Raw genomic sequence first — 24627 nt, forward strand, 5'->3', positions numbered from 1 at the left:
TCCGGCCGGTCAGCCGACCGCGGACTCCTCGTGGTGCTCCTGACGTGCGGTGTCGAGGAGCTCGTGCCATGAGGTGACGTCCGGGCGACGCCGCAGCAACGCCCGCCGTTCACGCTCCGTCATGCCGCCCCACACACCGAATTCGATCCGGTTGTCCAGGGCCTCGGCGAGGCACTCGGTGCGCACCGGGCATCCCAGGCACACCACCTTCGCCTTGCGCTGCTCCGCGCCGCGCACGAAGAGCTGGTCCGGCTCTTCGTCACGGCACGAGGCCTTGATCCGCCAATCCCCCTGCACCTGCTGCATATCCCCCACCTCAGTTCACACAGTGCCCAGACGTTCTAAATCCGCCACACCCCTGCCGCGGATGCCGTAGGCTCACCATCGAGTGGTCATGCCGTTGGCTGCTGTCTTGGACAGTGACGGACTGTAGAGCCTTCCGGTTCCACCTCCAACCCTGGGTTGCCCACCTGTTACCTGTCTTGAGTACGAGTACTCATCCTGCGTAATCAACTGTGCGCGAATCCGATCACCTCTTCAGGTGCCGCGTACGCTGACCTGCATGCGAGCCAGGAACGGCGTGCTGAAACTGCTCGGGCTGTGTCTGCTGGCGGGAGTGCTGCTGGCAGGCATGTTGTTCCCTGTCGTCGGCTCGCTGGGGATGGTGTCGAACAGAGCCAGCGACACGGTCGACAGCATCTCCGCCGACCTGGTCACCACCGACCCGCCGTTGATCTCCACGATCACCGACAAGGACGGCGCGCCGATCGCCTACCTGTACGACCAGTACCGCGTGCTCGTCGAGCCCGACATGATCTCGCCGACGATGAAGGCCGCGCTGGTCTCGGTCGAGGACCGCCGGTTCTACGAGCACCAGGGCGTGGACTGGCGGGGCACGATCCGGGCCGGGCTGACGAACCAGTTCAGCGGCTCGGTCACGCAGGGCGCTTCCACGCTCACGCAGCAGTACGTGAAGAACTACCTCGTGCACGTCGTCGCGCGCAACAACCAGGTGGAGCAGCAGAAGGCGCAGGAGCAGACGGTCGCGCGCAAGGCCCGCGAGTGGCGGATCTCGTTGCAGCTGGAGAGCCAGCTGAGCAAGGAGGAGATCCTCACCCGGTACCTGAACGTGGTGCCGTTCGGCTCGACGATCTACGGCATCGCGGCGGCGTCGCAGGCGTACTTCAACACCACGGCGGACAAGTTGACCGTGCCGCAGGCGGCGATGCTCGCGGGCATGGTCAACAGCCCGTCCGCGCTGAACCCGGAGGTGTTCCCGGAGAAGGCGTTGGAGCGGCGCAACCAGGTGATCGACAAGATGGTCGAGAACGACAAGCTGTCGCGTGACGCCGCCGAGGCCGCGAAGGCCGAGCCGCTCGGTCTGGCGACGCCGGTGCGGACGCCGCCCAGCGGGTGCGTCGGGGCCGGGCCGGAGCACGGGTTCTTCTGCTCCTACGCGCTGAACTACTTGGAGCGCAACGGTTTCAGCCAGGAGCAGCTGAAGACCGGCGGCTACACGATCCGGACCACTTTGGACCGCACGATCACCGATCACGCGAAGCGCGCGGCCGAGGCCCAGGTCGCGAAGTCGACCGACGGGATCGCGAACACGATGGCGGTCGTGCGGCCGGGCAAGGAGCGGCACGACGTCGTGGCGCTGGTGGCGAACCGCGACTACGGGTTGAAGGCCGACCAGTTCCAGACGCAGTTCGACCTGCCGTCGGGGGTGGAGAACAAGTTCGGGGCCGGGTCGGTCTACAAGGTGTTCACGGCCGCGGCGGCGTTGGAGAAGGGCATGGGCATCGAGAGCACGATGGCCACGCCGAACTCGTACGTGTCAAGGGTCTTCAAGGGTGGTGGGGACAAGTGCCCGCCGGCACCGGAGCCTGCCACGCGGTGGTACTGCCTGGGCAACGCGTCGTCGACGTACCCGCCGCAGATGTCGTTGCAGACGGCGTTGCAGACCTCGCCGAACACCGGGTTCGTGATCCTGGAAGAGCAGCTGGGCATGGACCCGGTGGTGGACATGGCGTCCCGGTTGGGGATGCGCCAGACGATGGCGACGAACATCGCGGGCGTGCGGCCGGACCCGAAGGCGAAGAGCAAGGAGCTGCGGATCTCGCAGACCGAGTTCTACAAGTCCAACGGCGGCAACGCTTCGTTCACGTTGAGCCCGGCCCCGGTGAGCACGTTGGAGCTGGCGAACGTCGCGGCGACGATCATGAGCGGCGGCGTGTGGTGCCCGCCGTCGCCGATCGCCCAGATCGTGGACCGCGCCGGCCAGCCGGTGCCGATCAACGAGGCGCCGTGCGAGCAGGTCGTGGCCGAGCCGTTGGCGAACGGGTTGGCCGTCGGCATGTCGAAGGACGACCAGGGCAGCGGAACCGCCGCCGCCGCGGCGCGGCAGTTCAAGTGGACCCGGCCGATGCTGGGCAAGACGGGGACGACGGAGGACTACAAGTCGGCCGCGTTCATCGGCGCGACGCCGGACTTCGCCGGTGCGGTGCAGACGTTCAACGACGGCGTGGAGCCGCGCGGGATCTGCGTCAACGGCGGCCCGCCGCGCTTGTGCGGCAAGGGTGACATCTACGGCGGCACCGTTCCCGCGCGGACGTGGTTCGACATGATGACGAAGGTCCACGAAGGACTGCCGGTGCGCGGCATGCCGGCCGTCGAGGAGCGCTACCTGAAGGGCGGCAGCGAGATCCGGGTGCCCGACGTCGTCGGCCGGAACGTCAACGACGCCACCAGGATCCTCGAACAGGCCGGCTACAAGGTCTCCGCGCAGAACCGCAACTCCGAGCAGCCCAAGGGCCAAGTGGTCAGCCAAACACCGCGCGGCAGCGCCCTGAAGGGCACCGTGATCACCCTGCTGGTCTCCACGGGCTACGTCCCCCCACCGCAGGCGAGCGATCCCCCGCCGACCACCGAATCCCCCAACCCGGGCCAAGGCCAACCGGGCCGTCCAGGCGACCCGGGCCACCCCACGGGCCCACCACAGATCACCATCCCCACCGACCCACCCCGCCGCTGACCACCCCACCGGCTTGGCGCGGCGCACCGCCCCGTCACTACCCGCCCGCTCCCGCACCCCGCCACCACCCGCCGAGACCCGGGGTCCTTGGCTGCGGTCCGCGTGCGGCCAGGCTGCGCGCGGCGGTGCGGCCCCGGGCCGGCAGGCCTGGCCGTGCGGCAATGGCGCGGGCACGGGGGGTCCGAACGTCCCCGAGGCCCCACTGGCTCCGGGGTCCGGCGTGGCGGTTCGGTTTGTCGGGTCGTCGGCCCGGTGCCGTGGGCTGTGGCCGTGGCGGCGGGCGGTCGCCGTGGCGCGGTGGCGGTGTGGCGGTGGCGGTGGGCGGTCGGGGGTGGTTTCGGCGGTTCCGCTGGTTTCAACCGAGGTGCGGTAACAGTGTTTCCGTACATTTTCGCGCGATGATCACCCGATCGTGTACGTCCTGACCGCCCCGACTGCCTCGACCGCAGGTCGACCGCCGACCACGCGACCCCAACCGCAACCGTCTCGCGTTCCCGCGCAGGCGCGGGCGAGTCGTCTGCGGACCGGCTCCAGACTACCGCGATCAGCGGCGCCTCAGGCGAGCTTGGCCTTGACCGCGGCGGCGACTCGGCCGCCGTCCGCACGACCCGCCACCTGGCCGTTGACGATCTTCATGACCTGGCCCATCTGCCGCTGGCCGGGCTGTTCCCCCAGCTGCTCGGCCACCTGGGCGATCGCGGCGTCGACCAAGGTCGCCAACTCGGCGTCGTCGAGCTGCGCCGGCAGGTAGGCCTCCAGCACCTTGGACTCGGCCTGCTCCAACTCGGCCTGCTCGGTCCGCCCGGCGCCGGCGAACGCCTCCGCCGCCTCCTTGCGCTTCTTCACCTCACGGGTGATGACCTTGAGCACCTCGTCGTCGCTCAGCTCGCGAGCGCTCTTGCCGGAGACCTCTTCGGTGGTCAGGGCGGCCAACGTCATCCGCAGCGCACCAGCCCGCACCGTCTCCCGGCCCTTGATCGCCGCCGTCAGGTCCGCCTGCAACCGCGCCTTCAACTCCGCCATGAGCCGGAACGGTACCGGGAAGCCCGTCTCACCCCGAATCGGTCAACCCCCTACCCTCGACTACGTGAACACGCTCGTCCGAACGCTGCTTGCCACGACCGCCCTGGGCACCGCCACGCTCGCCTACGCCGCGGGCATCGAGCGCAGGCGGTGGACGTTGCGCGAAGCGACGGTGCCGGTGCTCGCGCCGGGCTCGTCGCCGCTGCGCGTGCTGCACCTCTCCGACCTCCACATGATGCCGGGCCAGAAGTCCAAGCAGCGGTGGGTCGCGGCGTTGGACGAGTTGGAGCCGGACCTCGTCGTGAACACCGGGGACAACCTGGCTCACAAGCAGGCCGTGCCCGCCGTGGTGCGCGCGCTGGGTCCGCTGCTGAACCGTCCCGGCGTGTTCGTGTTCGGCAGCAACGACTACTACGCGCCGCGCCCGAAGAACCCGGCCCGCTACCTGCTGCCGTCGGCGAAGACGCGGCGCGTGCACGGCATCCCGCTGCCGTGGAAGGACCTGCGCGCGGCGATGATCGAGCGCGGCTGGCTGGACCTGACCCACGCGCGCCGCCGGTTCGAGGTGAACGGCCTGGAGGTCTTCGCCGCGGGCCTGGACGACCCGCACCTCAAGCGCGACCGGTTCGACGAGATCAGCGGCCCGCTGCCGGACGTGCCGCTGCGGCTGGGCGTGACGCACTCCCCCGAGCCGCGCGTGCTGGACCCGTTCGCGGCGGAGGGCTACGACTTGGTGCTGGCGGGCCACACGCACGGCGGCCAGCTGCGCATCCCGGGCTACGGCGCGATCGTGACGAACTGCGAACTGGACCGCTCGCGTGCGCGGGGCGTCTCGCGGTGGGGCGCGCACATGTGGCTGAACGTGTCGGCCGGCCTGGGCACGTCGCCGTACGCGCCGGTGCGCTTCGCGTGCCCGCCGGAGGCGAGCCTGTTGACCTTGGTGCCGCGTCCTGTCGACGCAGGTCAGGACGTGTCCGAAGCGAAAAGGGATACCCGGTTCGGAGTGGGTGGGAACGTCAGGTAGAGTTCTCCTCGTTCGATCGCAAGCCGGGGTGTGGCGCAGTTTGGTAGCGCGCTTCGTTCGGGACGAAGAGGTCGCAGGTTCAAATCCTGTCACCCCGACCAGGTCAGAGGCCCTTTCCTCCGCAAGGAGGAGGGGCCTCTTCCCGTTTCGGGAGAACCGGGAGAGACGATCATCGAATTTCGGATCATCGCGCGATCTCCAGAACTCGCCCCGACGGGGCGCTCCCGCGTCCGCAACAACTCGCCCAATCCCGTCACCGGCGACCCCGGCGCCATCGCCGTCCGCGCGTCCAGCGCCGCCTCCCACCGATCGGTGGCGGCGGAGCGGTAGGCAGCGCCGGTGCAGATCAGCGAGGACGAAGTGCGGCGACCGACGGCGGCTCAGCCATCGACCACAGTGACGTCGATCCAGTGGTTGGCGCCACCCGCACGCCCTCGACGGCGTAACGCGCTAGGTCCAACGGCCGACATGGGCAGGCGAAGCACTCCGAAGGGAAACTCGTGAAGACTCGCTTAGCCGTCACGCTCGCCGCCGCAGCACTGCTCGCCGCCTGCTCTCCGACCACCAGCAGCGCGCCCGACGTGACTCCGACCCAGGACGCCGCCAAGACCACCACGATCGCCGAGACCACCGTCGCGCCGGTCACCACCACAACGACCGCCGCACCGCCCGCGCCCGCCGCACCCACGACGTGCACCGTTCCAGACGTCGTCGGCATGGTCCACCAGACCGCCCAGGACACCATGCAGGCGGCTGGTCTGTACAACCTCCGCGAGCAGGACTCCACCGGCCAGGGCCGGGTTCTGGTCCTCGACCGCAATTGGACCACCACCGCGCAGAGCGTCGCCGCCGGCCAGGTCGTGGACTGCATGACCGAGATCTTGCTGTCTGCCAAGAAGATCGGCGAGTAGCCCTCCTGCGCCGGCCTGTGCGGTGGACCCCGACCGGCGAGATCTCCGACCTGTCGATCCGACTCGCCCGCAAGTACGCGGTCAAGACCGACAGAACCGTCACACGGGACATCAGCCTGTTGGCGAAGCACGGACTGCTTCTGCGTCGCCGAGGTCGTGCGTCCGAACCTCACACTGCTCCACACCTTCGTTCCGCTCCGACTCCAACCCGACGCAGACCGAGAGACGCGGAGGCGCCCGCCGCACGCGGTGCGGCCTCTGCGCTGTGATGCCACCCGACCGGTGATGCAGGTCTGGTAGCGAGAAGCCCTGCCCTCCGATGCGGCGGACAGGGCCGTGGGCGGGTCGGCACAAGGTCTCGGAGGTCCGCACACCCAGTGCGGACCCTGCGCGGAACTCAGTAGCGGGTGATCGCGGTCTTGATCGCGTCGAAGGACACGGCGGCGACCGGTTGCGCCGACCCGTTGATGCGCTGCCGCGTGGGGTTGGTCGCTGGACACCGGCCGCGCGCAACGCCTCAGCGAACGGCTTGGCCTCTTAGCCGATGCGGTCGGCGAGTTCGGACACCGCGACTAGGCCCGTCTCATCATCCCCGATGACGTCGAGGCTTGAGCCGGTGGCGGGCGCGGTCACGGGTGGTGAGGCCGTGACGCGCGCTCTCTGCTCGGTCGGCCCGGCTCGGTCACACGCCCCGCAGTGGCGGGTACGGCTGGTCCGGCTCGGGCGGTGCGTTCTGCTTGTTCAGGTTCCTGGCTTCCTGGAGTTGGTCCTCCAGGGTGACGATGCGGCACGCGGCGTCGAGGCTCATGCCCTGGTCGACCAGTTCCCGGACCCGGGCGGCCAACCGGAGTTGGTACCGGGAGTAGCGGCGGTGGCCGCCTGACGAGCGCTCCGGCTCGATCAGCTTCGCCTCGTCGAGGCCCCGCAGGAAACCCGGCGTGGTGCCGAGCATCTCCGCGGCCCTGCCCATCGTGAAGGCGGGGTAGTGGTCGTCGTCCAAGTTGTCCGCCGCGGGTCGCGGCTCGTTCGTTTCTGGGGTCATCGCACCTCCGCGCCACGAGGGGCCCGGTGCCGTCTGTCGGCACCGGGCCCCAGGGTTTTGGGGTGCCCCCCAACGGCCACGCGGGCGGGTTTACCGGGGCGCGGGAGGGTCGGGGGGGCCCGCCCCCCCCCGCGCCCGGGGGGGCCGGGGGCGGGCGGCCGCCCCCGCGCCCCAGGGTTATGGGTTCCCACCATCCGGCCTCGCGGCCGGTTTACCGTGTCCGCGTCATCCGCCCGTACAGCGGCGGAGACTGCGTGGATCGCGTTTGCGTAACCGGAGACCACCTTCCAATCTTTCTGGACTGCGGTACCCGCCTGGCCCGACTTCAGCCCGAGGCAGGCGATCCGATGGTGTTCAACCCTTCCCTTCTTCTCTGGTTTCCGGACTTCCTCGCCACTCGTTCGACGGCCGACACCGGACTTCTCGCTTGCTCCGGCTCACCTCGCCGACCGCCCGGCCACCGCGCTGGAACCCCTTCCACTGATCGGCTCCAGCTCGCCTGACCGCCTTGCCACTGCACGCGCGGGTCTGTCGGCTCGGGGTGCGACTTGCTGTCCTGCGTAAATCGCTTGCACTCCCGGTACTGCACGCGCCGACTGCCCTCGCATCACGGGTAGTTCGTCATCTCCCGTGCCGATCGGACGTTCTCTCTCGTACAAGGAGAACACTACACACGTCGAGGTGCGAATGTCTACTCCGGCGATCATAGATTTGCTCGATCGGGCAGCGGCGACTACCTGACCTGGGGAGATGTCAGTCGCGCCTTCCAGATCTCCTCGCTCGGCCACTGGCTCGCCCACGCGGACGACACCTCGTGGAACTCGCGGTTCGCCGGGGTGGGCGCTTGGATCTCGATCAGGTCGTCCACGGTGAAGCCGGACGAGCGCAGCAGCCGCAGCATGTCGCCGTGCGGCAGGGTGAACTCGGTGGCGTCGCCGTAGTCGACCCGGCTCAGGCCGAACTGCGGGCGCATGAGCGACGTGGACGCCGTCGTGCCGTCGCGGGCGCACAGGGCGAACAGCGGCGACCGGTGGAGGAAGACCAGGTGGCCGCCGGGCCGCAGCAGGCGTGCGGCTTCCGGGATCCAGCGGTGCGGGTCGCACCAGAGGGAGGCGCCGTACTCGCTGATCGCGAGGTCGAAGGTGGCGTCGTCGCGGGGCACGCTCTGGGCGTCGCCGAGGAGCAGCGGGAAGTCGAGGCCGAACTCGGCCTGCATCTCGCGGGCGGTGTCGAGTTGGCGGGCCGAGATGTCGATGCCGACGGGACGGGCGCCGAGCCGGGCGAGCCACGCGGACACGTAGGCGGTGCCGCAGCCGAGTTCGATGACGTCCATGCCGGCCAGGTCGGGCGGCAGGACGGAGACCTCGGACTCGGGGGTGGCCCACAGGCCCCACTGCGGCTCGGTCTTCGCCCAGTGCTCACGGGCCAGTGGTCCGTGCGCCGCCGCGGCGGTGTCTTCCCAGTGACGGCGGTTGAGTTCCGTGTGGTCGATCATCCGCCCATTGGAGTGGCTCGCCCACCCACTGGCGAGCGCTTTTCACGCGCCGGAGCGGCCGGGAGGGTTCACGCCGGTCCTCCCGGCCGCGCGTCGACCGGACGTCACTTGACGTGCGGTCGCAGCTCCGCGAGGCGCCGGAGGAGTTCGCCGACCTCGTTCCAGTCGAGCTTCGCGGACTCGCCGGGCGGGGTGTGGATGCAGACGTTGCCCTCTTCGGTGAGCGACACCTCCAGCGTCCGCCGACGACCCAGGGCGTCGACGCACCCGACGCGACCGCCCTGCCGAACCGTGTTCTCGATCATCGGTCAGACCTCCCTGCGCTGCCACCCGTGTAATCCGTGATTCGTTCGGACCAACGCGGACGTTACGAACTACTCCTCGCTGTTTCTTAATTCGTCCACCGCCGCCTTCCGTGAAGCTTCGTCACGTTCGGTTACACCGTTCGAGTGAATGTTGACGGTTCAAGTGACGTTGCGTAACGAGCGGCAGGGCTCAGGCGACGACGAGTCAACGCGTCGCGCCGCCGCCACCGCCGCCAGCAGGGAGATGCCCGATGACCACCACGACCACCAGCACCGCCGCCGTCAAGAGCTGGGTCCCCGTCGTCGCCACGATCCAGGTCACGCTCGGATTAGCCGGTCTGGTGGCGGTTCTCGCCTCGCCCACCGCGGCCGTCGTCGTCGCGACCGCGGTGGCGCTGATCGCCCTCACGTGCCGCGCCCTGCTCCGCGCGTCACGCCAGGTGGACCGGATCCTGGCCGAGGAACTCGACCGCTAGTCCACCCCGCAGCCGGTCAGGTCGCGCACGACCGGGTCACGCTCCGTCGCGTCCGGCGCCCGGAACGTCTCACGCAACGTGAACGCGAACGGCGCCGGACCGTCCAGCGTCGCGAGCACCCGGCCGATGTTCACCTGCGCCATGTCGTACCCATCCCCGATCACGACCGCACGCCGGACGGGAACATCGACTCATGGGAGATCTCACCGAGGTGCGGCGGGTGTACGGGACGGGCGACCTGGCGGCGTTGCCGGTGTTCGCGGGCGGCTTCATCAACTTCGGCTACTGGGCGGGCATCCCGCTGGACGGCGGGCTGACCGTCGAGCAGCGGATCGCCTCGCAGGAGGCCCTGTACGACCTGGTCGTGGCCGCGCTGTCGATCGGGCCGGGCGACCGGGTGCTGGAGGTCGGCTCGGGGCACGGCCTGGGCGCGCGCCGCGTCCTGCGCCGCGGGCCGGCGGTGGTCCGGGGCGTCGACCTGGTGCCGGAGCAGGTCGCGCGGGCGGCGCGGGCCAACGACGACCCGCGGGTGGCGTTCGTCCGGGGCGCGTGCGACGACCTCCCGTTCCCCGCCGGCTCGTTCGACGCGCTGCTGTCCGTGGAGGCCGCGCAGCACTTCGAGGACGTCCCGGGGTTCGCGCGCGAGAGCGCCCGCGTGCTCGCGCCGGGCGGCCGGTTCGCCGTCGCCACGTTCTTCACCAGGACGGATGACGCGCCCGAGCGGCTGGCCGGGTTGCTGAAGACGTTCGCCTCCGGCCTCGACCACGCCCACCGCGTCGACGACGTGGTGCGCGACCTGCGTGGAGCCGGGTTCGCCGACGTCACCGCCCGCAGCGTCGGCGAGCACGTGTGGCGCGGCCTGGACCGGTGGCTCGAGCTGGGGCCGCGCCCCGACCACTGGGACCGCAACTGGTTGCGCGCCGTCGAGCAGGGTCTCCTGGACTACTACCTGGTCACCGCGCGGAAGCCGGCAGGATCGGGTGCGTGACGACGCACCCGACCGCCGAAGTGCCCGACCCGCTGTTCGCCGACGCCGAGGCCGAAGCCCGCTGGCGGGCCCGCTTCACGGCCCCGCGCGTGAGCCTGCCCGGGTGGGCCGACGACGCACCCGACCGCAGCCTGTACCTGTCGAACTCCAGCGGGGTGTGGGAGATCTACGCCTGGGACCGCGCGAGCGACACCCACCGCAAGGTGACCGACCGCCCGAACGGCACGTCGCACGGCGCGCTCAGCCCCGACGGTGACACGATCTGGTGGTTCGCCGACACCGACGGTGACGAGTTCGGCACGTGGGTCAGCGAGCCGTTCCAGCCGGGCAGCGACCCGAAGCCCGCGGTGGACGGCGTGCAGGCGGGCTACCCGGCCGGGTTGGAGATCGGGCACGAGGTCGTGGCGGTCGGCACGTCCACCGACGACGGCACCACCGTGTACGTGGCGCGGGGCGGCGGGCCGGCCGAGGTGATCTACGCGCACGAGAACGACGGCGGCGTGTCGGCGTTGTCCAAGGACGAGACGCTGGTCGTGCTGTCGCACTCGGAGCACGGCGACAACCGGCACGCGGCCCTGCGCGTAGTCACCCCGTCGGGTGAAAAAGTCGCCGAGAAGTGGGACGGGCCGGGCAAGGGCCTGGACGCGATCGCGTTCAGCCCGGTGCGGGGCGACAACCGGCTGCTGGTCGGGCACGAGCGGCGCGGCAAGGAGGAGCTGCTGATCTGGGACGTCGCGGCGGACACCGAGACCGAGGTCGTGGTCGACCTGCCCGGCGAGATCAGCGCCGACTGGTACCCGGACGCGAAGTCGCTGCTGGTCGTGCACACGTTCCAGGCCCGCAACACGCTGCACCGCTACGACCTGGCCACCGGCGTGCTGCACGCGTTGGACACCCCGCACGGCTCGGTCGGCGGCGCGAACGTGCGGCCGGACGGCGCCGTGGAGTACTCGTGGTCGTCGGCCGCGCGGCCGGGCGTGGTGCGGGTGCTGGACGTGGACGGCGACGAGCGCGTGCTGCTGGAGCCGCCCGGCCACAAGGCGCCGCCGTCGGTCGACCTGACCGACGTGTTCGTGGGCGAGGTGCACGCCCTGGTCGCCCGGCCCGCCGGCGCGCCGGACGGTCCGCTGCCGACGGTGTTCCACCTGCACGGCGGGCCGCACTCGGCGGACGAGGACCGGTTCTCCGCGTACCGCGCGGTGTGGTTGGACGCCGGGTTCGCCGTGGTGCACGTGAACTACCGCGGGTCCACCGGGTACGGGTCGAAGTGGCGTGACGCGATCGAGGGCCGGCCGGGGTTGACCGAGCTGGAGGACGTGGCGGCGGTGCACGAGTGGGCCGTCGGGTCCGGTTTCGCCGACCCGGCGAAGTGCGTGGTCAACGGCGCGTCGTGGGGCGGGTACCTGTCGCTGCTGGCGCTGGGCACGCAGCCGGAGCGGTGGGCGGCCGGTGTCGCGGGCGTGCCGGTGGCCGACTACCTGGCCGCGTACGAGGACGAGATGGAGCCGCTGCGGGCGTTCGACCGGGCGTTGTTCGGCGGTTCGCCGGAGGAACTGCCCGACCGGTACCGCGAGTGCTCGCCGTTGACGTACGTGGACGCGGTACGCGCGCCGGTGCTCGTGCTGGCGGGGGAGAACGACCCGCGCTGCCCGATCCGGCAGATCGACAACTACCTGGAGCGGTTGGCGGCGCGGGGGGCGGCTTACGAGGTGTACCGGTACGACGCCGGGCACGGGTCGCTCGTGGTCGCGGAGACGATCCGGCAGACGGCCGCCGAGGTCGCGTTCGTGCAGCGCGTGCTCTAGGCGCGGCCGGGCCGGGTCGGGCGGACCGAGCCGCAGGGCGCGGCCGAGCTGGGCGGACACCGGCCTGCGGGGCGAAGCTGCGCAGGAGTCCCCGCCCAGGGGATCCCTGTTTTCGATGTTACCGCTGGGGTCCGACATCTTCGGGGGCCGCCGGATGTCCGGCGGCCCCCGAAAGGTCGGTCGCGTCTCCGCTCGGTCAGGTCGCGGGTCAGGTCGGCGGGTCAGGCCCGCCGCGCGGCCAGGCAGGGCGGGTCAGGCCTGCTGCGCCTGCCACATCCAGTGCGCCTGCTCGAAGTTCTTCGTGATCTCGATCAGCAGGTCCTGGGTGACGAGGTCGGACTTGTCGGTCTCGTCGATGCGCTTGCGCAGCCGCCCGATCAGCTCGCCCAGCGCCGTGACGACGGCCGCGACGACCTCGTCCTCCTTCAGCCACCCGCCGGGGAACTCCGGCACGCCCGAGCCCTCCGCCACGGTCTTCGCCTTGCCGTCCGGCGAGATGCCGAGCGCGGCGGCCCGTTCAGCCACCTCGTCGGTGTACGTGCGGGCGGTCGTGACGAGTTCGTCCAGCTGGAGGTGGACGCTGCGGAAGTTCTTGCCGACCACGTTCCAGTGCGCCTGCTTGGCCACCAGGGACATGTCGACCAGGTCGACCAGCGTGGCCTGGAGCACCGCCCCGACCGACGCCTTGTCCGCGTCGGACAGCGGACTGGTGATCGGAGACTTCTGCGACTTGCTCATGGGTCTGACGCCTCCTCAGACGGTGGTCGTGAGGGCCACCTCGATGTTGCCTCGCGTAGCGTTGGAGTAGGGGCAGATCCGGTGCGCCGCGGCGGCCAGCTGCTCGGCCACGTCCTGCTCGACGCCCGGGATGTGCGCCACCAGCTCGACGGCCAGCTGGAAGCCGCCGCTGCCGTTGGCGCCGAGGTCGACCTTCGCGGTCACCGACGTCTCGCCGATCTTGACCTTCGCCTGCCGCGCGGCGACCTTCAGCGCGCTGTGGAAGCACGCCGCGTACCCGGCCGCGAACAGCTGCTCGGGGTTGGTCCGGTCGCCGCCGGGGCCGCCCAGCTCCTTGGGCGTGGAGAGCTGCTCGTCGATCACGCCGTCGGAGGAGCGGACCTCTCCGTTGCGACCGTCTCCGACTGCGATGGCTTCCGCGGTGTAGAGCACCTGCATCTTCAACGCTCTCCTTCGAGCTGGTGGTCGGGCCCGTCGATCAGCCCAACACCCGGCCGAAGCCGAACCACACCCGGTCGTGTGGCAGCTCACGCCCCCTCACACGTACCCGCTCAGCCCGCCCTCGACACGGCGAACTCGGCCACCTGTCGCCCGATCGTGCGGAGTTGGTCGGCGACGGACGGCACCGTGCAGCCGCCTTCCAGGTCGAACTCGACCTCGCGCGAGTTCACCGCCGCGCCCAGCGGCGTGGGCCAGCCGCGCAGCGCGTGCACGATCGAGCGCAACGCGGTCAGCGTGGTCACCGACGCCTGCCAGCCCTGGGCCGTGGCCACGCAGCCGACCGCGCGGCCGTCCAGGTAGGGGCGCTCGTCGCCGCGCAGGTCCTCGATGTAGTCCAGGGCGTTCTTGACCAGGCCGGACACCGTGCCGTGGTAGCCGGGCGAGACCAGCACGACGCCGTCCGCGCCGCGCAGCGCCTCGACCAACCGGTGCGCGTTCTCCGTGCGGTCCGGGATGGCCGGGTCGTAGAACGGGAGCACCAGGTCGGGCCCGGAGACCTCGACCACCTTCGCGCCCGCGTCCACGGCGCCCTCCAAGGCGATCCTCATCGCGCGCTCGGACTGCGAGTTGGGGCGGAGGGATCCGCCGATGCCCACCACGGTGACCGTCATGGTGCCCGATCCTGCCACCTGGACCTAACTGGAGGTCCAGTGCTCGCCCCAACCCCTACCGGCGAGTAACGTACGTCTCATGTCGAAGCTCGCCGAGTCGATCCCCCCCGGTGTCCTGGCCGGTGCCCTGCGCTTCGCGTTCGGCCTGCCCGCGCCGCTGCGCAGGCTGATCGCCGGCCGTCCCATCACGGTGGACGGCCAGCGGCTGCACCCGGAAGCCCAGCTGCTGCTGAGGTTGCAGCAGCTCAGCGGCGAGGACTGGCAGACGACCACGCCCGCCGCGAACCGCCTCGCGCTGACCCGCACCAACGCGCTGGTGTGCGGTCCCGTCATCGGTGGCGTGGCGGTGCGCCCGCTGTCGCTGGACGGCGTCGGCGCGCGGTTCTACGAGCCGACCGGGCTGGCCGCCGGTTCGCCGCTGCTGGTCTTCTACCACGGCGGCGGGTGGGTCAGCGGCGACCTGGACAGCCACGACAACCTGTGCCGGTTCCTCGCCGTCGAGGGCGGGGTGCGGGTGCTGTCGGCCGACTACCGGCTCGCGCCGGAGCACCCGTTCCCGGCGGCGGCGGACGACGCGCGGGCGGCGTTCGAGTACGCGGTGGCGCACGCCGATGAGCTCAGGGTCGACCCGCGGCGGATCGCGCTGGGCGGTGACAGCGCGGGCGGCAACCTGGCGGCCGTCACGGCGTTGCACGCGGGCGAGGTGAAGCCGGTGTTCCTGCTGCTGTTCTACCCGGCGGTGGACGCGTCGGTGCGGCGGCGGTCGCGGGAGCTGTTCGGCAACGGGTTCTTCCTCACCGACCAGAAGATGGACTGGTTCCTGGACCACTACGCGCCCTCGCGCGACACGCACACCGACCCGCGGCTGTCGGTGCTGCTGGCGGAGGACTTGAGCGGGCTGCCGCCCACGTACCTGGCGACGGCCGGGTTCGACCCGTTGCGGGACGAGGGCGAGGCGTTCGCGGAGAAGTTGGCGCGGCAGGGCGTGCCGGTGGTGCTGCGGCGGTACGAGGGGCTGTTCCACGGCTACGCGAACATCCTCGGCGTCGGCGGCGTGTTCCGGGAGGCGGTCGCGGAGGCGGTCGGGTCGCTGCGCACCGGGTTGGCGCTGGCGAACACGCGGCAGGACATCCCCGAGACCGCGTGACGCGCGGCCGGTCGCCCGGGTGGGCGACCGGCCCCTTCAGCTCAGTCGCCGCTGCCCGCGGCGCCGCCGGACGCGCCCGCTCCCGCCTGCCCGCCCTCCGGCGTGCCGGCCTCGCCCCCGCCCTGCGGGACGCCGCCTTCGCCGGGGCCTCCCGTCGTGCCGCCTGCCGACGGTCCGCCGCTCTCGGCGTCGTCCATCGTGGCGTTGAGCTCCGCCCGGAGCGTGGCGACCTCGTCCTGCACCGACTGGCAGACCTTGATGACGTCGGCGACGGCGGTGTGCACGGTCTCCTCCGCCTCCGCGCCCTCGCCGGTCACGTCGTCGAGCCAGCTGCCGTCCAGCACCATCGAGACGGCGGGGTCGGCGTGGGCGGCGATCGCCAGGACCTGGTCGGCCGCGGTGCCGGCGAGCTGGTCCATCCGCGCGGAGATCCGGTCGACCTCCTTGATCAGCTCCTCCAGCCGCTTGCGCTCGTCGACCAGCGCGTCGAGCTCCTCGGCCATCTCGGCGCGGGCGGAGTCCGACGCGGACCCCTCTGAGCTCGCCTCGTGCTCGGCGATCGCGGCCTGCTGCTGCTCGATCGCCTTGTCGAGGTCGGCGGCGGCCGTGCGGAGCCGGTCGACGTAGCCCTGGACCGCCTGCGGGTCGTAGTCGATCTGCCCGATCGCGCCGATCGGGTCGGGCGAGCCGACCGCGCCGGCGGCCTGGGCCAGCCGCGCGCAGCCGTCCATCGCCTTCCGCAGTGCCGGGTGGGTCATCGCAGGCCCTCCCCGGAGCGGTTGACGCCCTCGGCGCTGTCCGCGTCCGACCGGTCGTACTCGTCGGCGTCCCGGCGCACCTTGTCGGCGATCTCGGCCAGCCGGTCGCGACGGCGCGCGATCCCGTCCCGCCGGCGCCCGACGATCGCGTCCAGGTCCGCCGCGAGCCCGGCGCCCGGGCCGGAGACGCCGAACGCGCCGCTCGGGACGGTGGTGTCGCCCAACGAGCTCGCCACCGCGTCCGCGTGGTCGCCCGCGCGGCGGAACCCGTCGGCGGACCGGCGCATCCGGTCGCTGTCGACCTTGAAACCTGCCATGACCTCCCCCTTCGCTCCTCTGGCCGCTACCGCGCGCCCAGGTAGTACGAACGCCGCTCCGCCACCAGCTCGCGCGCCTGGCGCTGCGCCTCGGACGCGGCCTGGAGGACCGCGTTCGCCAGCACCTTCGGGTCGACCCGGCCGACCAGCGTCGCGTTGACCGCGACCTCGACGACCTTGGCCGTGTGGTCGACCCCGATCTCGACCAGGCCGCTGTCGTCGCGGCCGAAGACGACCCGGTCGGCGAGGTCGCGCTTGAGCGCGAGCCGCGCCTGGTCGAGTCGTTCGGCGCGGGCCGCCAGCTCGTCCAGTGAAGGCTGATCCGTCATGCGCACGACCCCCGATCGGCGGCACGGTGTCCCCGTTCGGACGAAGATCAACCGAGCCTGGTTCCGTTATTCGTTACGGTAATCTGAAGATCGTGGGCTACTGGGTGAGGGTCAGGGTGGGTGACCCGCCACCGCCCCCCATTCCGATCACGGACAGCGAGCCCCGCTGGGTTCGGGCCACCCGGCGCCACGCCGTGGCCGCGCCGCCGCGTCCCGCCGACGGTGAGGCCGTCGCGGAGTCGGAGACGCGGAAGACGTGGCTGGTGGACTCGTTCGAGCTGGTCGTGCCGCGTTACCCGTGGCAGAAGGGCCGGGAGACCGGTCCATGAGGACAGGGCCGCCCGGACGAATCCGGACGGCCCTGTCGGGGTGTGCACTATCAGGGGTGCACAATTCGGGGTAGCACTATTCGGGTGGCACGGTCACTTGCCGAAGGCGGCGGCGATCTTGTCGCCGGTCTCCTTGTCGATGTTGCGCCAGTACTCGAAGACCCGCTCCAGCACCGGCTCGGACACGCCGTTGGACGCGTGCGCGATCACGGTCTGCACCAGGCGCTCGCGCTGGCCCGCGTCCATCACCTCGCGGATCAGGGTGCCCGCCTGGCCGAAGTCGTCGTCCTCCGCGTGCAGCTTGTAAGCCGAACGGGTGACCGCGTCCTCGACGCCGTACGACGACGCCACCTCGCCGGCCGCCTCGACGGACGCGTGCGGGCCGCCGTAGGAGTTCGGCGCGTACACCGGGTCGACGGCGTTGGTGAAACGCATCGCGCCGTCCTTGGAGTACGAGTTCACCGGCGACTTCGGCCGGTTCACCGGCAGCTCGTTGTAGTTCGCGCCGATGCGGTACCGGTGGGCGTCCGGGTACGAGAAGATCCGGCCGATCAGCATCTTGTCCGGCGACGTGCCGATGCCGGGCACCAGGTTGGTCGGCTCGAACGCGGCCTGCTCGATCTCCGCGAAGTAGTCGGCCGGGTTGCGGTCCAGCACGAGCTTGCCCACCTTGATCAGCGGGTAGTCGGCGTGCGGCCACACCTTGGTCAGGTCGAACGGGTTGAAGCGGTACGTCGCGGCGTCCGCGTAGGGCATCACCTGGACGTGCAGCGTCCACGACGGGAACTCGCCGCGCTCGATGGCGTGCCACAGGTCGGCGCGGTGCGCGTCGGCGTCCTCGCCGGCGATCTTCGCGGCCTGCTCCGAGGTCAGGGTCTCGATGCCCTGGTCGGTCTTGAAGTGGTACTTCACCCAGAAGCGCTCGCCGGCGGCGTTCTCCCACAGGTACGTGTGCGAGCCGTAGCCGTTCTGGTGGCGCCACGTCTTCGGGATGCCCCGGTCGCCCATCAACCACGTCACCTGGTGCGCGGTCTGCGGCTGCAGCGTCCAGAAGTCCCACTGCATGTCGTGGTCGCGGCGGCCGGTGTCGGCGCGGCGCTTCTGCGAGCGGATGAAGTCCGGGAACTTGATCGGGTCGCGCAGGAAGAACACCGGCGTGTTGTTCCCGACGATGTCGTAGTTGCCCTGCGTCGTGTAGAACTTCAGCGCGAAACCGCGCGGGTCGCGCCAGGTGTCGGGCGAGCCGAGCTCACCGGCGACGGTGGAGAAGCGCAGCAGCGTCTCGGTCTTGACCCCGGGCTGGAACAGGGCCGCCTTGGTGAAGCGGCTGATGTCCTCGGTCGTCTCGAAGTAACCGAACGCACCGCCACCCTTGGCGTGCACGACCCGCTCGGGCACCCGCTCCCGGTTGAACTGGGCGTTCTTCTCGATCAGGTAGTGGTCCTGCAGCAGGATCGGGCCGTTGGCGCCGAGGGTCAGCGAGTGGTCGTCGCTCGCGACCGGGATGCCTGCGTTATTGGTGGTGTGACGCGCTTCGGTCACGCTGGTAGCTCCTTCTGAGGGGTTCGGCAGTCGGTGCCCAGGCAATCCGGGCAGAGACCCCAGAAGAGGACCTCCGCCTCGTCCACGGCGAAGCCGACCGTGTCCGAGGGTTCCAAGCAGGGCGCGGCGCCGTGGACGCAGTCGACGTCCTCGGTCCGCCCGCAGTCCCGGCAGACGAGGTGGTGGTGGTTGTCGCCGGTCCGCGTCTCGTACCGCGCCGGGTGCCCGGCGGGTTCGATCCGGCGCAGCAACCCGGTCCGCGCGCACGCGTGCAGCACGTCGTAGACGGCCTGCGTCGACACGGACCCCAACCTGGCCCGCACGCCCTCGGCGACCGCGTCGGCCGTGGCGTGGGGGTGCTCGGCGAGCCATTCGAGCACCGCGATCCGGGGCGCGGTGATGCGCAGCCCGGCGTCCTTGAGCAGCTCGCGTGGTCCTGGGGTCATGGCTCCACCACTCCACCACGCTTTCTGGAACCAGTCAAGAAAACGAACGGTTAAACCTGTTGCCCGCGCGAGTGAAGATGAGCACGTGAACGTCTCTCATTACCTGGCCGTCCTCCGAACGCCGCGCGTGCCCGGTTTCATGCTGTTGATGCTGCTGGCGCGCGTGCCCCCGACGGCGGCGGGCATGACGATCACCATGCACGTGCTCCTCGGCCTGGAACGGGGTTACGGCGCCGCGGGCCTGGTCGGGGCGGTCAGCACGGTCGGCATCGCGCTGGGCTCACCGCTGATGGGCCACCTGGTCGACCGCCGTGGTCTGCGCGCGATGCTGGTCCTGTCGATGGTCACCGAGGGCGTCTTCTGGTTCGTCGCGCCGCTGCTGTCCTACGAGGTGCTGCTCGTCACGTGCTTCATCACCGGCATCACCGTGATGCCCGTCATGTCGCTCGGCCGCCAGATCCTGACCGCGCTCGTGCCGGACGACCGCAGGCGCACCGCGCTGGCGATGGACTCGATGGCCGTCGAGGTCTCGTTCATGGCCGGGCCGGCGCTGGGCGTGGCGCTCACCACGCAGGCGTCGAGTCGGACGGCGATGTGGGCGATCGGCGCGTCCATGGTCCTGATCGGCGCGATCCTGTACGCGGTGAACCCGCCGGTGCGGCACGAGGGCGAGACCGGGGCGCGCGTGCCGCGGCGGGAGTGGCTCGACGGGCGGCTGCTCGGCGTGCTGATCAGCGCGGGCGGTGCGACGTTCGTGCTGTCGGGCGTCGAGGTGTCGGTGGTGGCCTCGATGCGCGGGCTCGGGCTGACCGGGTGGACCGGCGTGATGATCGTGGTGATGTGCGTGGCGTCGTTGGCGGGCGGTTTCCTCTACGGCGGGCTGACGCGCGTGCCGCCGTTGTGGGCGCTGATGGGCGGCATGGGGCTGCTGGCCGTGCCGATCGGCCTGTTCGGCTGGTCGCCGTGGTGGCTGGCGCTGGCGCTCGTGCCGACGAACTTCCTGTGCGCGCCGACGATCACCGCGACGGGCGAGCTGATCACGAAGTACGCGCCGGTGTCCGCGCGCGGCGTGGCGATGGGCCTGCAGAGCTCGGCGTTCACGCTGGGTGTGGCGCTGGGCGCGCCGGTCACCGGTTTCGTGATCGACCACTCGTCGCCGGCGTGGGGCTTCGCCGTGGCGGGTGTGGGCGCGGTCGTGGTCGCGGCGGGCACGGTGGTGCTCAGCCGCCGCACGGCGGCGGTCGCGGTGGGCTGATCGGGAAGAACATCACCCGTTCGGACCCGTCTCCACCACGCTCCGCGCACCTCTATTCCACCATGGAATCCGATTTCTGGTTCGACTCCTGGGAGCAGGGCGGCACGAAGACCAGCTTCCACCTGCGGGACGTGCACGAGCACGCCCGGCTGCTGGCCCGGCTCGGCCTGGTGGCAGGCGCCCGGGTCCTGGTGCCGCTGTGCGGCAAGACGACCGACCTGCGGTTCTTCGCCGAGTCGGCGGCGGAGGTCGTCGGCGTCGAACTGGTGCCCAGGGCCGTCGCCGAGTTCTTCGCCGAGAACGGCCTGGACCCGGTGCAGGAGGAGCCCGACGTGTTCCGCTGCGGCAACCTCGTGATCCGCCGCCAGGACATCTTCAAGCTGGGGCCGGAGCAGATCGGCCCGGTGGACCTGGTGTACGACCGGGCGTCGCTGATCGCGTTCCCGGAGGACATGCGGCAGCGCTACGCCGACACGATCACCCGGCTGGTGCGGCCCGGCTCCAGGTACTTCATCAACACCCTGGAGTACCACCCGAGGCTGCCGTCGCCGCCGTTCTCCGTCGGCCCGGAGGAGGTCGTCGAGCTGTTCGGGCGCGCGTTCGACGTCGAGCACGTGGCCGCGGAGCCGAGACCGGGGCACCGGATGGTCGAGAAGTTCGGCCTGACCGGCCTGGTGGAGCACGGCTTCCTGCTGCGGGCGCGCTAGGGCTGGTGCCGACCCAGGTCGCGCAGGGCCTGGTAGAGGCGGTCGATGGTGGGGCGCGACCGGGCGTAGTGGCGGACCGCGTCCGGGTCGGGCTGGATCGTCTTCACCGGTTCGACCAGCTCGGCGGCGACGGTCAGCGAGGGGATCTCGCCCAGCGCCCGCCAGGCGACCAGCGCCGCGCCGACGCCGGAGCCCTCGCTGTCGTCGGCCAGTTCCAGCTCCAGGCCCAGGGCGGACGCCAGCACGGTCGCCCACAGGTCGCTGCGGAACGCGCCGCCGGTCACCCGGACCGCGTGCACGTCCGCCACCGACCGCACCGCGTCCAGCACCAGCGCCAACTGCTGCGCCACGCCCTCGACCAGCGCACGGGTGATCTCGGCCCGCCCGTGCTCGCGCCGCAGCCCGATCAACGCCGACGTCACGTCCGCGTCCCACCACGGCGCGCGCTCCCCCAGCAGGTACGGCAGCGCGATCACGCCGCCCGCGCCCACCGGCACCTCCGAAGCCTCCTCCAGCAGGTCGCGCACGTCGACGCCGAACGTCTCGGCGGCCCACTGCGCCACCACGCCGCCGTTGCTCACCGCACCGCCGAGCACCCACAGCCCTTCGGCGACGGCGTAGCAGAACACCCGCCCCTGCTCGTCCACGACGGGCTCGTCGCGCACCACCCGCAGCGCGCCGCTCGTGCCCAACGACACCGCCGCCACCCCCGGCACGACCGCGCCGACGCCGAGGTTCGCCATCGGCCCGTCGCCGCCGCCCAGGACGACCGGCAGGCCGGTGGGCAGGCCCGGCACGTCCAGCGCCAGCGGCAGCGAGTCCACCGGCGCGTGCAGGTCGGGGAGCTGCCCGGCGTCCACGCCCGCGAAGGCCAGCGCGTCCGGGTGCCAGTCCAGCGACCGGAGGTCCATCAACCCGGTCGCGGACGCCGAGGAGTGCTCGGTCGCCAGCACACCGGTCAACTGCAGCGCGACGAAGTCCTTGAGCCCGCACCACCGCGCCGCCGTGAACCCCCGGTCGCGGAACCACGCCAGCTTCACCAGCGGCGACATGGTGTGGATCGGGGTGCCGGTCGCGCGGTGCAGCGCGATCCCGTCGGCCGTGCCGCGCAGCCGCTCCGTCTGCTCCAGCGCGCGGTTGTCCGCCCACGACAACGACGGCGTGACGGGCGTGCCCGAGGAGTCCAGCCCGAGCAGGGTGTGCATCGCGCCGGTCAACGACAACGCCCGCACGGCAAGCCCCCGCGCCGCGACCTCGCGCAACGCCTTGAGCGCCGCGTCCCACACCTCGACCGGGTCGTGGGTCGCCTCGCCGGAGGGCGTGGTGCGCATCGGGTAACCCTGCTCCGCCGATGCCACCACGCCCGCGTCCCGGTCCACCGCGATGACCTTGGTCGACGTCGTCCCGAGGTCGATCGCGAGCACTACGTCCGCCATAGGGGTGAACCTACAGGCGGGTGGCCAGCTCCTCGGCGATCTCGTAGGTGTTCAGCGCCGCGCCCTTGCGGAGGTTGTCGCCGCACACGAAGAAGTCCAGCGTGTTCGGGAAGTCCAACGCCTGCCGCACCCGGCCCACGTAGGTCGGGTCGCCGCCCACGACGTCCGCCGGCGTCGGGAACTCCTTGGCCGCCGGGTCGTCGACCAGCACGATGGACGGCTGCGCCTCGAAGATCTTGTGCGCCTGCTCGACGGTCACCTCGCGGGCGAACGTGGCGTGCACCGCCAGCGAGTGCGTCGTCACCACGGGCACGCGCACGCAGGTCGCGGACACCTTCAGGTCCGGGATGCCGAGGATCTTGCGCGACTCGTTGCGGACCTTCAGCTCCTCGCTGGTCCACCCCTCGTCCTTCAAGGACCCGGCCCACGGCACCACGTTCAACGCCAGCGGCGCGGGGAACGGCGAGTCCGACACCGGCAGGCCGGCGGCCTCCAGCGTCTCGCGCACGTCGCCCGCGCGCACGCCGACCTCCTTGCCCGCCAGCGCCGAGATCTCCGCGTACAGCCGGTCGATCGCCGCCTGCCCGCCGCCCGACGCGGCCTGGTACGACGCGACGACCAGCTCGCGCAGCTCGAACTCCCGGTGCAGGGCGCCCAGCGCGGCCATCATCGACAATGTCGTGCAGTTCGGGTTCGCGATGATCCCCTTGGGGCGCACGCCGATCTGGTCGGCGTTCACCTCGGGCACCACCAGCGGCACGTCGGGGTCCATCCGGAACGCGCCCGAGTTGTCCACCGCGACCGCGCCCTTGGCCGCGGCGATCGGCGCCCACTCGGCCGACACCTCGTCCGGCACGTCGAACATCGCGACGTCCACGCCGTCGAACGCCTCCGGCGACAGCGCGACGACCGTCAGCTCCTCGCCGCGCACGGTGATCTTCTTGCCCGCCGAGCGCGCGGACGCGATCAGCCGGACCTCACCCCACGGCACGGACCCCCGGCCGTTGATGATGTCGATCATGACGGTGCCGACGGCACCGGTGGCCCCCACAAGAGCCAGGACAGGTCCGCTCATCGCCCACTCCCCGCGTACACCACAGCTTCTTCGTCGCCACCGAGGTCGAACGCGTCGTGCAGCGCGCGCACGGCGTCGTCGAGCTGCGTGTCGCGGCAGATGACCGAGATCCGGATCTCCGAGGTGGAGATGATCTCGATGTTCACGCCCGCCGACGCGAGCGCCTCGCAGAACTGCGCGGTCACGCCGGGGTGCGAGCGCATGCCCGCGCCGACCAGCGACACCTTGCCCACGTGCTCGTCGTAGAGCACCTGGTCGAAGCCGATCTCCTCGCGCGACTTCTCCAACGCGGCCACGGCGCGCGGTCCGTCGTCCTTCGGCAGGGTGAACGTCACGTCGGTGCGGCCGGACACGGCCTGCGAGACGTTCTGCACGACCATGTCGATGTCGAGCTCCGCCTGGGCCACGACGCGGAAGATCCGCGCCGCCATGCCGGGCAGGTCGGGCACCGCCGTCACGGTGACCTTGGCCTCGGACCGGTCGTGCGCGACGCCGGTGATCATCGCCTGTTCCACGGGAAGGTCCTCCACTGACCCGGACACGATGGTCCCGGGCTTGTTGCTGAACGAAGATCGGACGTGCACCGGGACGCCGTAGCGGCGGGCGTACTCGACGCAGCGCAGCATGAGCACCTTGGCCCCGCACGCCGCCATCTCGAGCATCTCCTCGTAGGTGATGGTCTCCAGCCGCTTGGCGTTCGGCACGATGCGCGGGTCGGCGGTGAACACGCCGTCGACATCGGTGTAGATCTCGCAGACGTCGGCCTTCAGCGCCGCCGCCAGCGCCACCGCGGTGGTGTCGGTGCCGCCGCGACCGAGCGTGGTGATCTCCTTGCTGTCCTGGCTGACGCCCTGGAAGCCCGCGACGATCGCGATGGCGCCTTCCGCGAGGGCGTCCTGGATGCGGCTCGGCGTCACGTCGATGATGCGCGCCTTGCCGTGCACGGACGTGGTGATCACGCCGGCCTGCGAGCCGGTGTAGGAGCGCGCCTCGGCGCCCAGCGAGCTGATCGCCATCGCCAGCAGCGACATGGAGATGCGCTCACCGGACGTGAGCAGCATGTCCATCTCGCGGGCGGGCGGCACCGGGGACACCTGGCGCGCGAGGTCGAGCAGCTCGTCGGTCGTGTCGCCCATCGCGGAGACGGCGACGACGACCTCGTTGCCCGCTTTGCGGGTCGCGACGATGCGCTCGGCCACCCGTTTGATCCGCTCGGCGCTCCCGACCGAGGAACCGCCGTACTTCTGGACGACGAGCGCCACAGACCCACTCCTCCCAGGTGCTTCAAGCCCAGCTCATCGGGGAGACTACCTGGCCCAAGGAGTGGACAGCC

27 protein-coding genes and 1 tRNA gene are annotated in these 24627 nt (G+C 71.1%); 11 read left to right on the forward strand and 17 right to left on the reverse strand.

Annotated features, from left to right (window positions below; all coding sequences use genetic code 11):
• Positions 1-9: 9 nt before the first annotated feature.
• The gene (locus tag LNK82_RS28225) at positions 10-306 is read right to left on the reverse strand and encodes a WhiB family transcriptional regulator (RefSeq protein ID WP_123744590.1); all 297 of its coding nucleotides are present in this window, start codon (positions 304-306) and stop codon (positions 10-12) included.
• Positions 307-562: 256 nt separating this feature from the next.
• On the opposite strand from LNK82_RS28225, the gene LNK82_RS28230 reads away from it, so the two are divergent.
• Positions 563-3034: a penicillin-binding protein gene (locus LNK82_RS28230; protein ID WP_230570036.1), complete on the forward strand. Its 2472-nt coding sequence runs from the start codon at positions 563-565 to the stop codon at positions 3032-3034.
• 555 nt (positions 3035-3589) lie between these two features.
• Here LNK82_RS28230 and LNK82_RS28235 read toward each other — a convergent pair.
• Positions 3590-4057 carry a GatB/YqeY domain-containing protein gene (locus LNK82_RS28235; RefSeq protein WP_230570037.1) on the reverse strand — a complete coding sequence of 156 codons (468 nt, stop codon included), beginning with the start codon at positions 4055-4057 and terminating at the stop codon, positions 3590-3592.
• Positions 4058-4121: 64 nt separating this feature from the next.
• On the opposite strand from LNK82_RS28235, the gene LNK82_RS28240 reads away from it, so the two are divergent.
• From LNK82_RS28240 to LNK82_RS28250, 3 genes are all read left to right on the forward strand, one after another.
• Positions 4122-5081: a metallophosphoesterase gene (locus LNK82_RS28240; RefSeq protein WP_230570038.1), complete on the forward strand. Its 960-nt coding sequence runs from the start codon at positions 4122-4124 to the stop codon at positions 5079-5081.
• 24 nt (positions 5082-5105) lie between these two features.
• Positions 5106-5182, forward strand: a tRNA-Pro gene (locus tag LNK82_RS28245).
• Positions 5183-5581: 399 nt separating this feature from the next.
• Positions 5582-5992 carry a PASTA domain-containing protein gene (locus LNK82_RS28250; protein ID WP_230570039.1) on the forward strand — a complete coding sequence of 137 codons (411 nt, stop codon included), beginning with the start codon at positions 5582-5584 and terminating at the stop codon, positions 5990-5992.
• Positions 5993-6674: 682 nt separating this feature from the next.
• Here the strand turns inward: LNK82_RS28250 and LNK82_RS28255 are convergent.
• The 3 genes from LNK82_RS28255 to LNK82_RS28265 all read right to left on the reverse strand — a co-directional run bounded on the left by LNK82_RS28255 (position 6675) and on the right by LNK82_RS28265 (position 8834).
• Positions 6675-7034 carry a helix-turn-helix domain-containing protein gene (locus LNK82_RS28255; protein WP_230570040.1) on the reverse strand — a complete coding sequence of 120 codons (360 nt, stop codon included), beginning with the start codon at positions 7032-7034 and terminating at the stop codon, positions 6675-6677.
• A 733-nt stretch (positions 7035-7767) separates the two neighbouring features.
• Positions 7768-8529, reverse strand: coding sequence for a class I SAM-dependent methyltransferase (locus tag LNK82_RS28260; RefSeq protein ID WP_230570041.1), 762 nt, complete (start codon positions 8527-8529; stop codon positions 7768-7770).
• Positions 8530-8633: 104 nt separating this feature from the next.
• On the reverse strand, positions 8634-8834 hold the full coding sequence (locus LNK82_RS28265; RefSeq protein ID WP_073897285.1) for a hypothetical protein: 201 nt from the start codon (positions 8832-8834) through the stop codon (positions 8634-8636).
• A gap of 251 nt (positions 8835-9085) precedes the next feature.
• Here LNK82_RS28265 and LNK82_RS28270 point away from each other — a divergent pair, with 251 nt between their 5' ends.
• On the forward strand, positions 9086-9310 hold the full coding sequence (locus LNK82_RS28270; protein WP_230570042.1) for a hypothetical protein: 225 nt from the start codon (positions 9086-9088) through the stop codon (positions 9308-9310).
• Here LNK82_RS28270 and LNK82_RS28275 read toward each other — a convergent pair.
• Positions 9307-9474, reverse strand: coding sequence for a hypothetical protein (locus tag LNK82_RS28275; protein ID WP_230570043.1), 168 nt, complete (start codon positions 9472-9474; stop codon positions 9307-9309). The two genes, LNK82_RS28270 and LNK82_RS28275, sit on opposite strands and share 4 nt — an antisense overlap.
• Positions 9475-9503: 29 nt before the next feature.
• Here LNK82_RS28275 and LNK82_RS28280 point away from each other — a divergent pair, with 29 nt between their 5' ends.
• Both LNK82_RS28280 and LNK82_RS28285 read left to right on the forward strand, forming a co-directional pair.
• The gene (locus LNK82_RS28280; RefSeq protein WP_230570044.1) at positions 9504-10298 is read left to right on the forward strand and encodes a class I SAM-dependent methyltransferase; all 795 of its coding nucleotides are present in this window, start codon (positions 9504-9506) and stop codon (positions 10296-10298) included.
• A complete protein-coding gene (locus LNK82_RS28285; RefSeq protein WP_230570045.1) occupies positions 10295-12103 on the forward strand; it encodes a S9 family peptidase in 1809 nt (602 codons plus the stop codon). Before LNK82_RS28280 ends, LNK82_RS28285 begins: the two co-directional genes overlap by 4 nt.
• A gap of 252 nt (positions 12104-12355) precedes the next feature.
• Here LNK82_RS28285 and LNK82_RS28290 read toward each other — a convergent pair whose 3' ends face one another.
• The 3 genes from LNK82_RS28290 to LNK82_RS28300 form a co-directional block, all read right to left on the reverse strand.
• Entirely contained in the window at positions 12356-12841 is a 486-nt protein-coding gene (locus tag LNK82_RS28290; RefSeq protein ID WP_230570046.1) for a Dps family protein, read from the reverse strand.
• 15 nt (positions 12842-12856) lie between these two features.
• Complete coding sequence (locus LNK82_RS28295; protein ID WP_230570130.1) at positions 12857-13279, reverse strand: organic hydroperoxide resistance protein; 423 nt, start codon at positions 13277-13279, stop codon at positions 12857-12859.
• Between the two features lie 113 nt (positions 13280-13392).
• Complete coding sequence (locus LNK82_RS28300) at positions 13393-13953, reverse strand: NADPH-dependent FMN reductase (RefSeq protein ID WP_230570047.1); 561 nt, start codon at positions 13951-13953, stop codon at positions 13393-13395.
• Positions 13954-14032: 79 nt separating this feature from the next.
• Here LNK82_RS28300 and LNK82_RS28305 point away from each other — a divergent pair, with 79 nt between their 5' ends.
• Complete coding sequence (locus LNK82_RS28305; protein WP_230570048.1) at positions 14033-15100, forward strand: alpha/beta hydrolase; 1068 nt, start codon at positions 14033-14035, stop codon at positions 15098-15100.
• Between the two features lie 41 nt (positions 15101-15141).
• On the opposite strand, the gene LNK82_RS28310 is transcribed toward LNK82_RS28305, so the two are convergent.
• The 3 genes from LNK82_RS28310 to LNK82_RS28320 are packed head-to-tail and all read right to left on the reverse strand — an operon-like array spanning position 15142 to position 16504.
• Positions 15142-15858, reverse strand: a complete 717-nt coding sequence (locus LNK82_RS28310) for a hypothetical protein (RefSeq protein ID WP_230570049.1) — start codon at positions 15856-15858, stop codon at positions 15142-15144.
• Positions 15855-16175, reverse strand: a complete 321-nt coding sequence (locus LNK82_RS28315; RefSeq protein WP_230570050.1) for a DUF2563 family protein — start codon at positions 16173-16175, stop codon at positions 15855-15857. The genes LNK82_RS28310 and LNK82_RS28315 overlap by 4 nt, the downstream gene beginning before the upstream one ends.
• Positions 16176-16201: 26 nt before the next feature.
• Complete coding sequence (locus tag LNK82_RS28320) at positions 16202-16504, reverse strand: YbaB/EbfC family nucleoid-associated protein (RefSeq protein ID WP_230570051.1); 303 nt, start codon at positions 16502-16504, stop codon at positions 16202-16204.
• A gap of 92 nt (positions 16505-16596) precedes the next feature.
• Between LNK82_RS28320 and LNK82_RS28325 the strand changes: the two genes are divergently transcribed.
• On the forward strand, positions 16597-16833 hold the full coding sequence (locus tag LNK82_RS28325) for a hypothetical protein (protein WP_230570052.1): 237 nt from the start codon (positions 16597-16599) through the stop codon (positions 16831-16833).
• Positions 16834-16926: 93 nt separating this feature from the next.
• Here the strand turns inward: LNK82_RS28325 and LNK82_RS28330 are convergent, their stop codons facing one another.
• Together LNK82_RS28330 and LNK82_RS28335 are read right to left on the reverse strand one after the other, a co-directional pair.
• Positions 16927-18375, reverse strand: coding sequence for a catalase (locus LNK82_RS28330; protein ID WP_230570053.1), 1449 nt, complete (start codon positions 18373-18375; stop codon positions 16927-16929).
• Entirely contained in the window at positions 18372-18821 is a 450-nt protein-coding gene (locus LNK82_RS28335) for a Fur family transcriptional regulator (protein ID WP_230570054.1), read from the reverse strand. Before LNK82_RS28335 ends, LNK82_RS28330 begins: the two co-directional genes overlap by 4 nt.
• 85 nt (positions 18822-18906) lie before the next feature.
• Here LNK82_RS28335 and LNK82_RS28340 point away from each other — a divergent pair, with 85 nt between their 5' ends.
• Positions 18907-20076, forward strand: a complete 1170-nt coding sequence (locus LNK82_RS28340; RefSeq protein WP_230570055.1) for an MFS transporter — start codon at positions 18907-18909, stop codon at positions 20074-20076.
• Positions 20077-20138: 62 nt separating this feature from the next.
• Positions 20139-20783 (forward strand): class I SAM-dependent methyltransferase, encoded by a 645-nt coding sequence (locus tag LNK82_RS28345; protein ID WP_230570056.1) that lies wholly within the window; start codon positions 20139-20141, stop codon positions 20781-20783.
• Here the strand turns inward: LNK82_RS28345 and LNK82_RS28350 are convergent.
• From LNK82_RS28350 to LNK82_RS28360, 3 genes are read right to left on the reverse strand one after another with little or no spacing between them, the layout of a single operon-like run.
• A complete protein-coding gene (locus tag LNK82_RS28350; protein ID WP_230570057.1) occupies positions 20780-22219 on the reverse strand; it encodes a gluconokinase in 1440 nt (479 codons plus the stop codon). The genes LNK82_RS28345 and LNK82_RS28350 overlap by 4 nt on opposite strands.
• Before the next feature lie 10 nt (positions 22220-22229).
• The gene (locus LNK82_RS28355) at positions 22230-23294 is read right to left on the reverse strand and encodes an aspartate-semialdehyde dehydrogenase (protein WP_230570058.1); all 1065 of its coding nucleotides are present in this window, start codon (positions 23292-23294) and stop codon (positions 22230-22232) included.
• Positions 23291-24556 carry an aspartate kinase gene (locus LNK82_RS28360; RefSeq protein WP_230570059.1) on the reverse strand — a complete coding sequence of 422 codons (1266 nt, stop codon included), beginning with the start codon at positions 24554-24556 and terminating at the stop codon, positions 23291-23293. Before LNK82_RS28360 ends, LNK82_RS28355 begins: the two co-directional genes overlap by 4 nt.
• Between the last annotated feature and the right edge of the window lie 71 nt (positions 24557-24627).

This window comes from Saccharothrix luteola (genome assembly GCF_020859565.1).
Classification (GTDB): Bacteria; Actinomycetota; Actinomycetes; order Mycobacteriales; family Pseudonocardiaceae; genus Actinosynnema; species Actinosynnema luteola.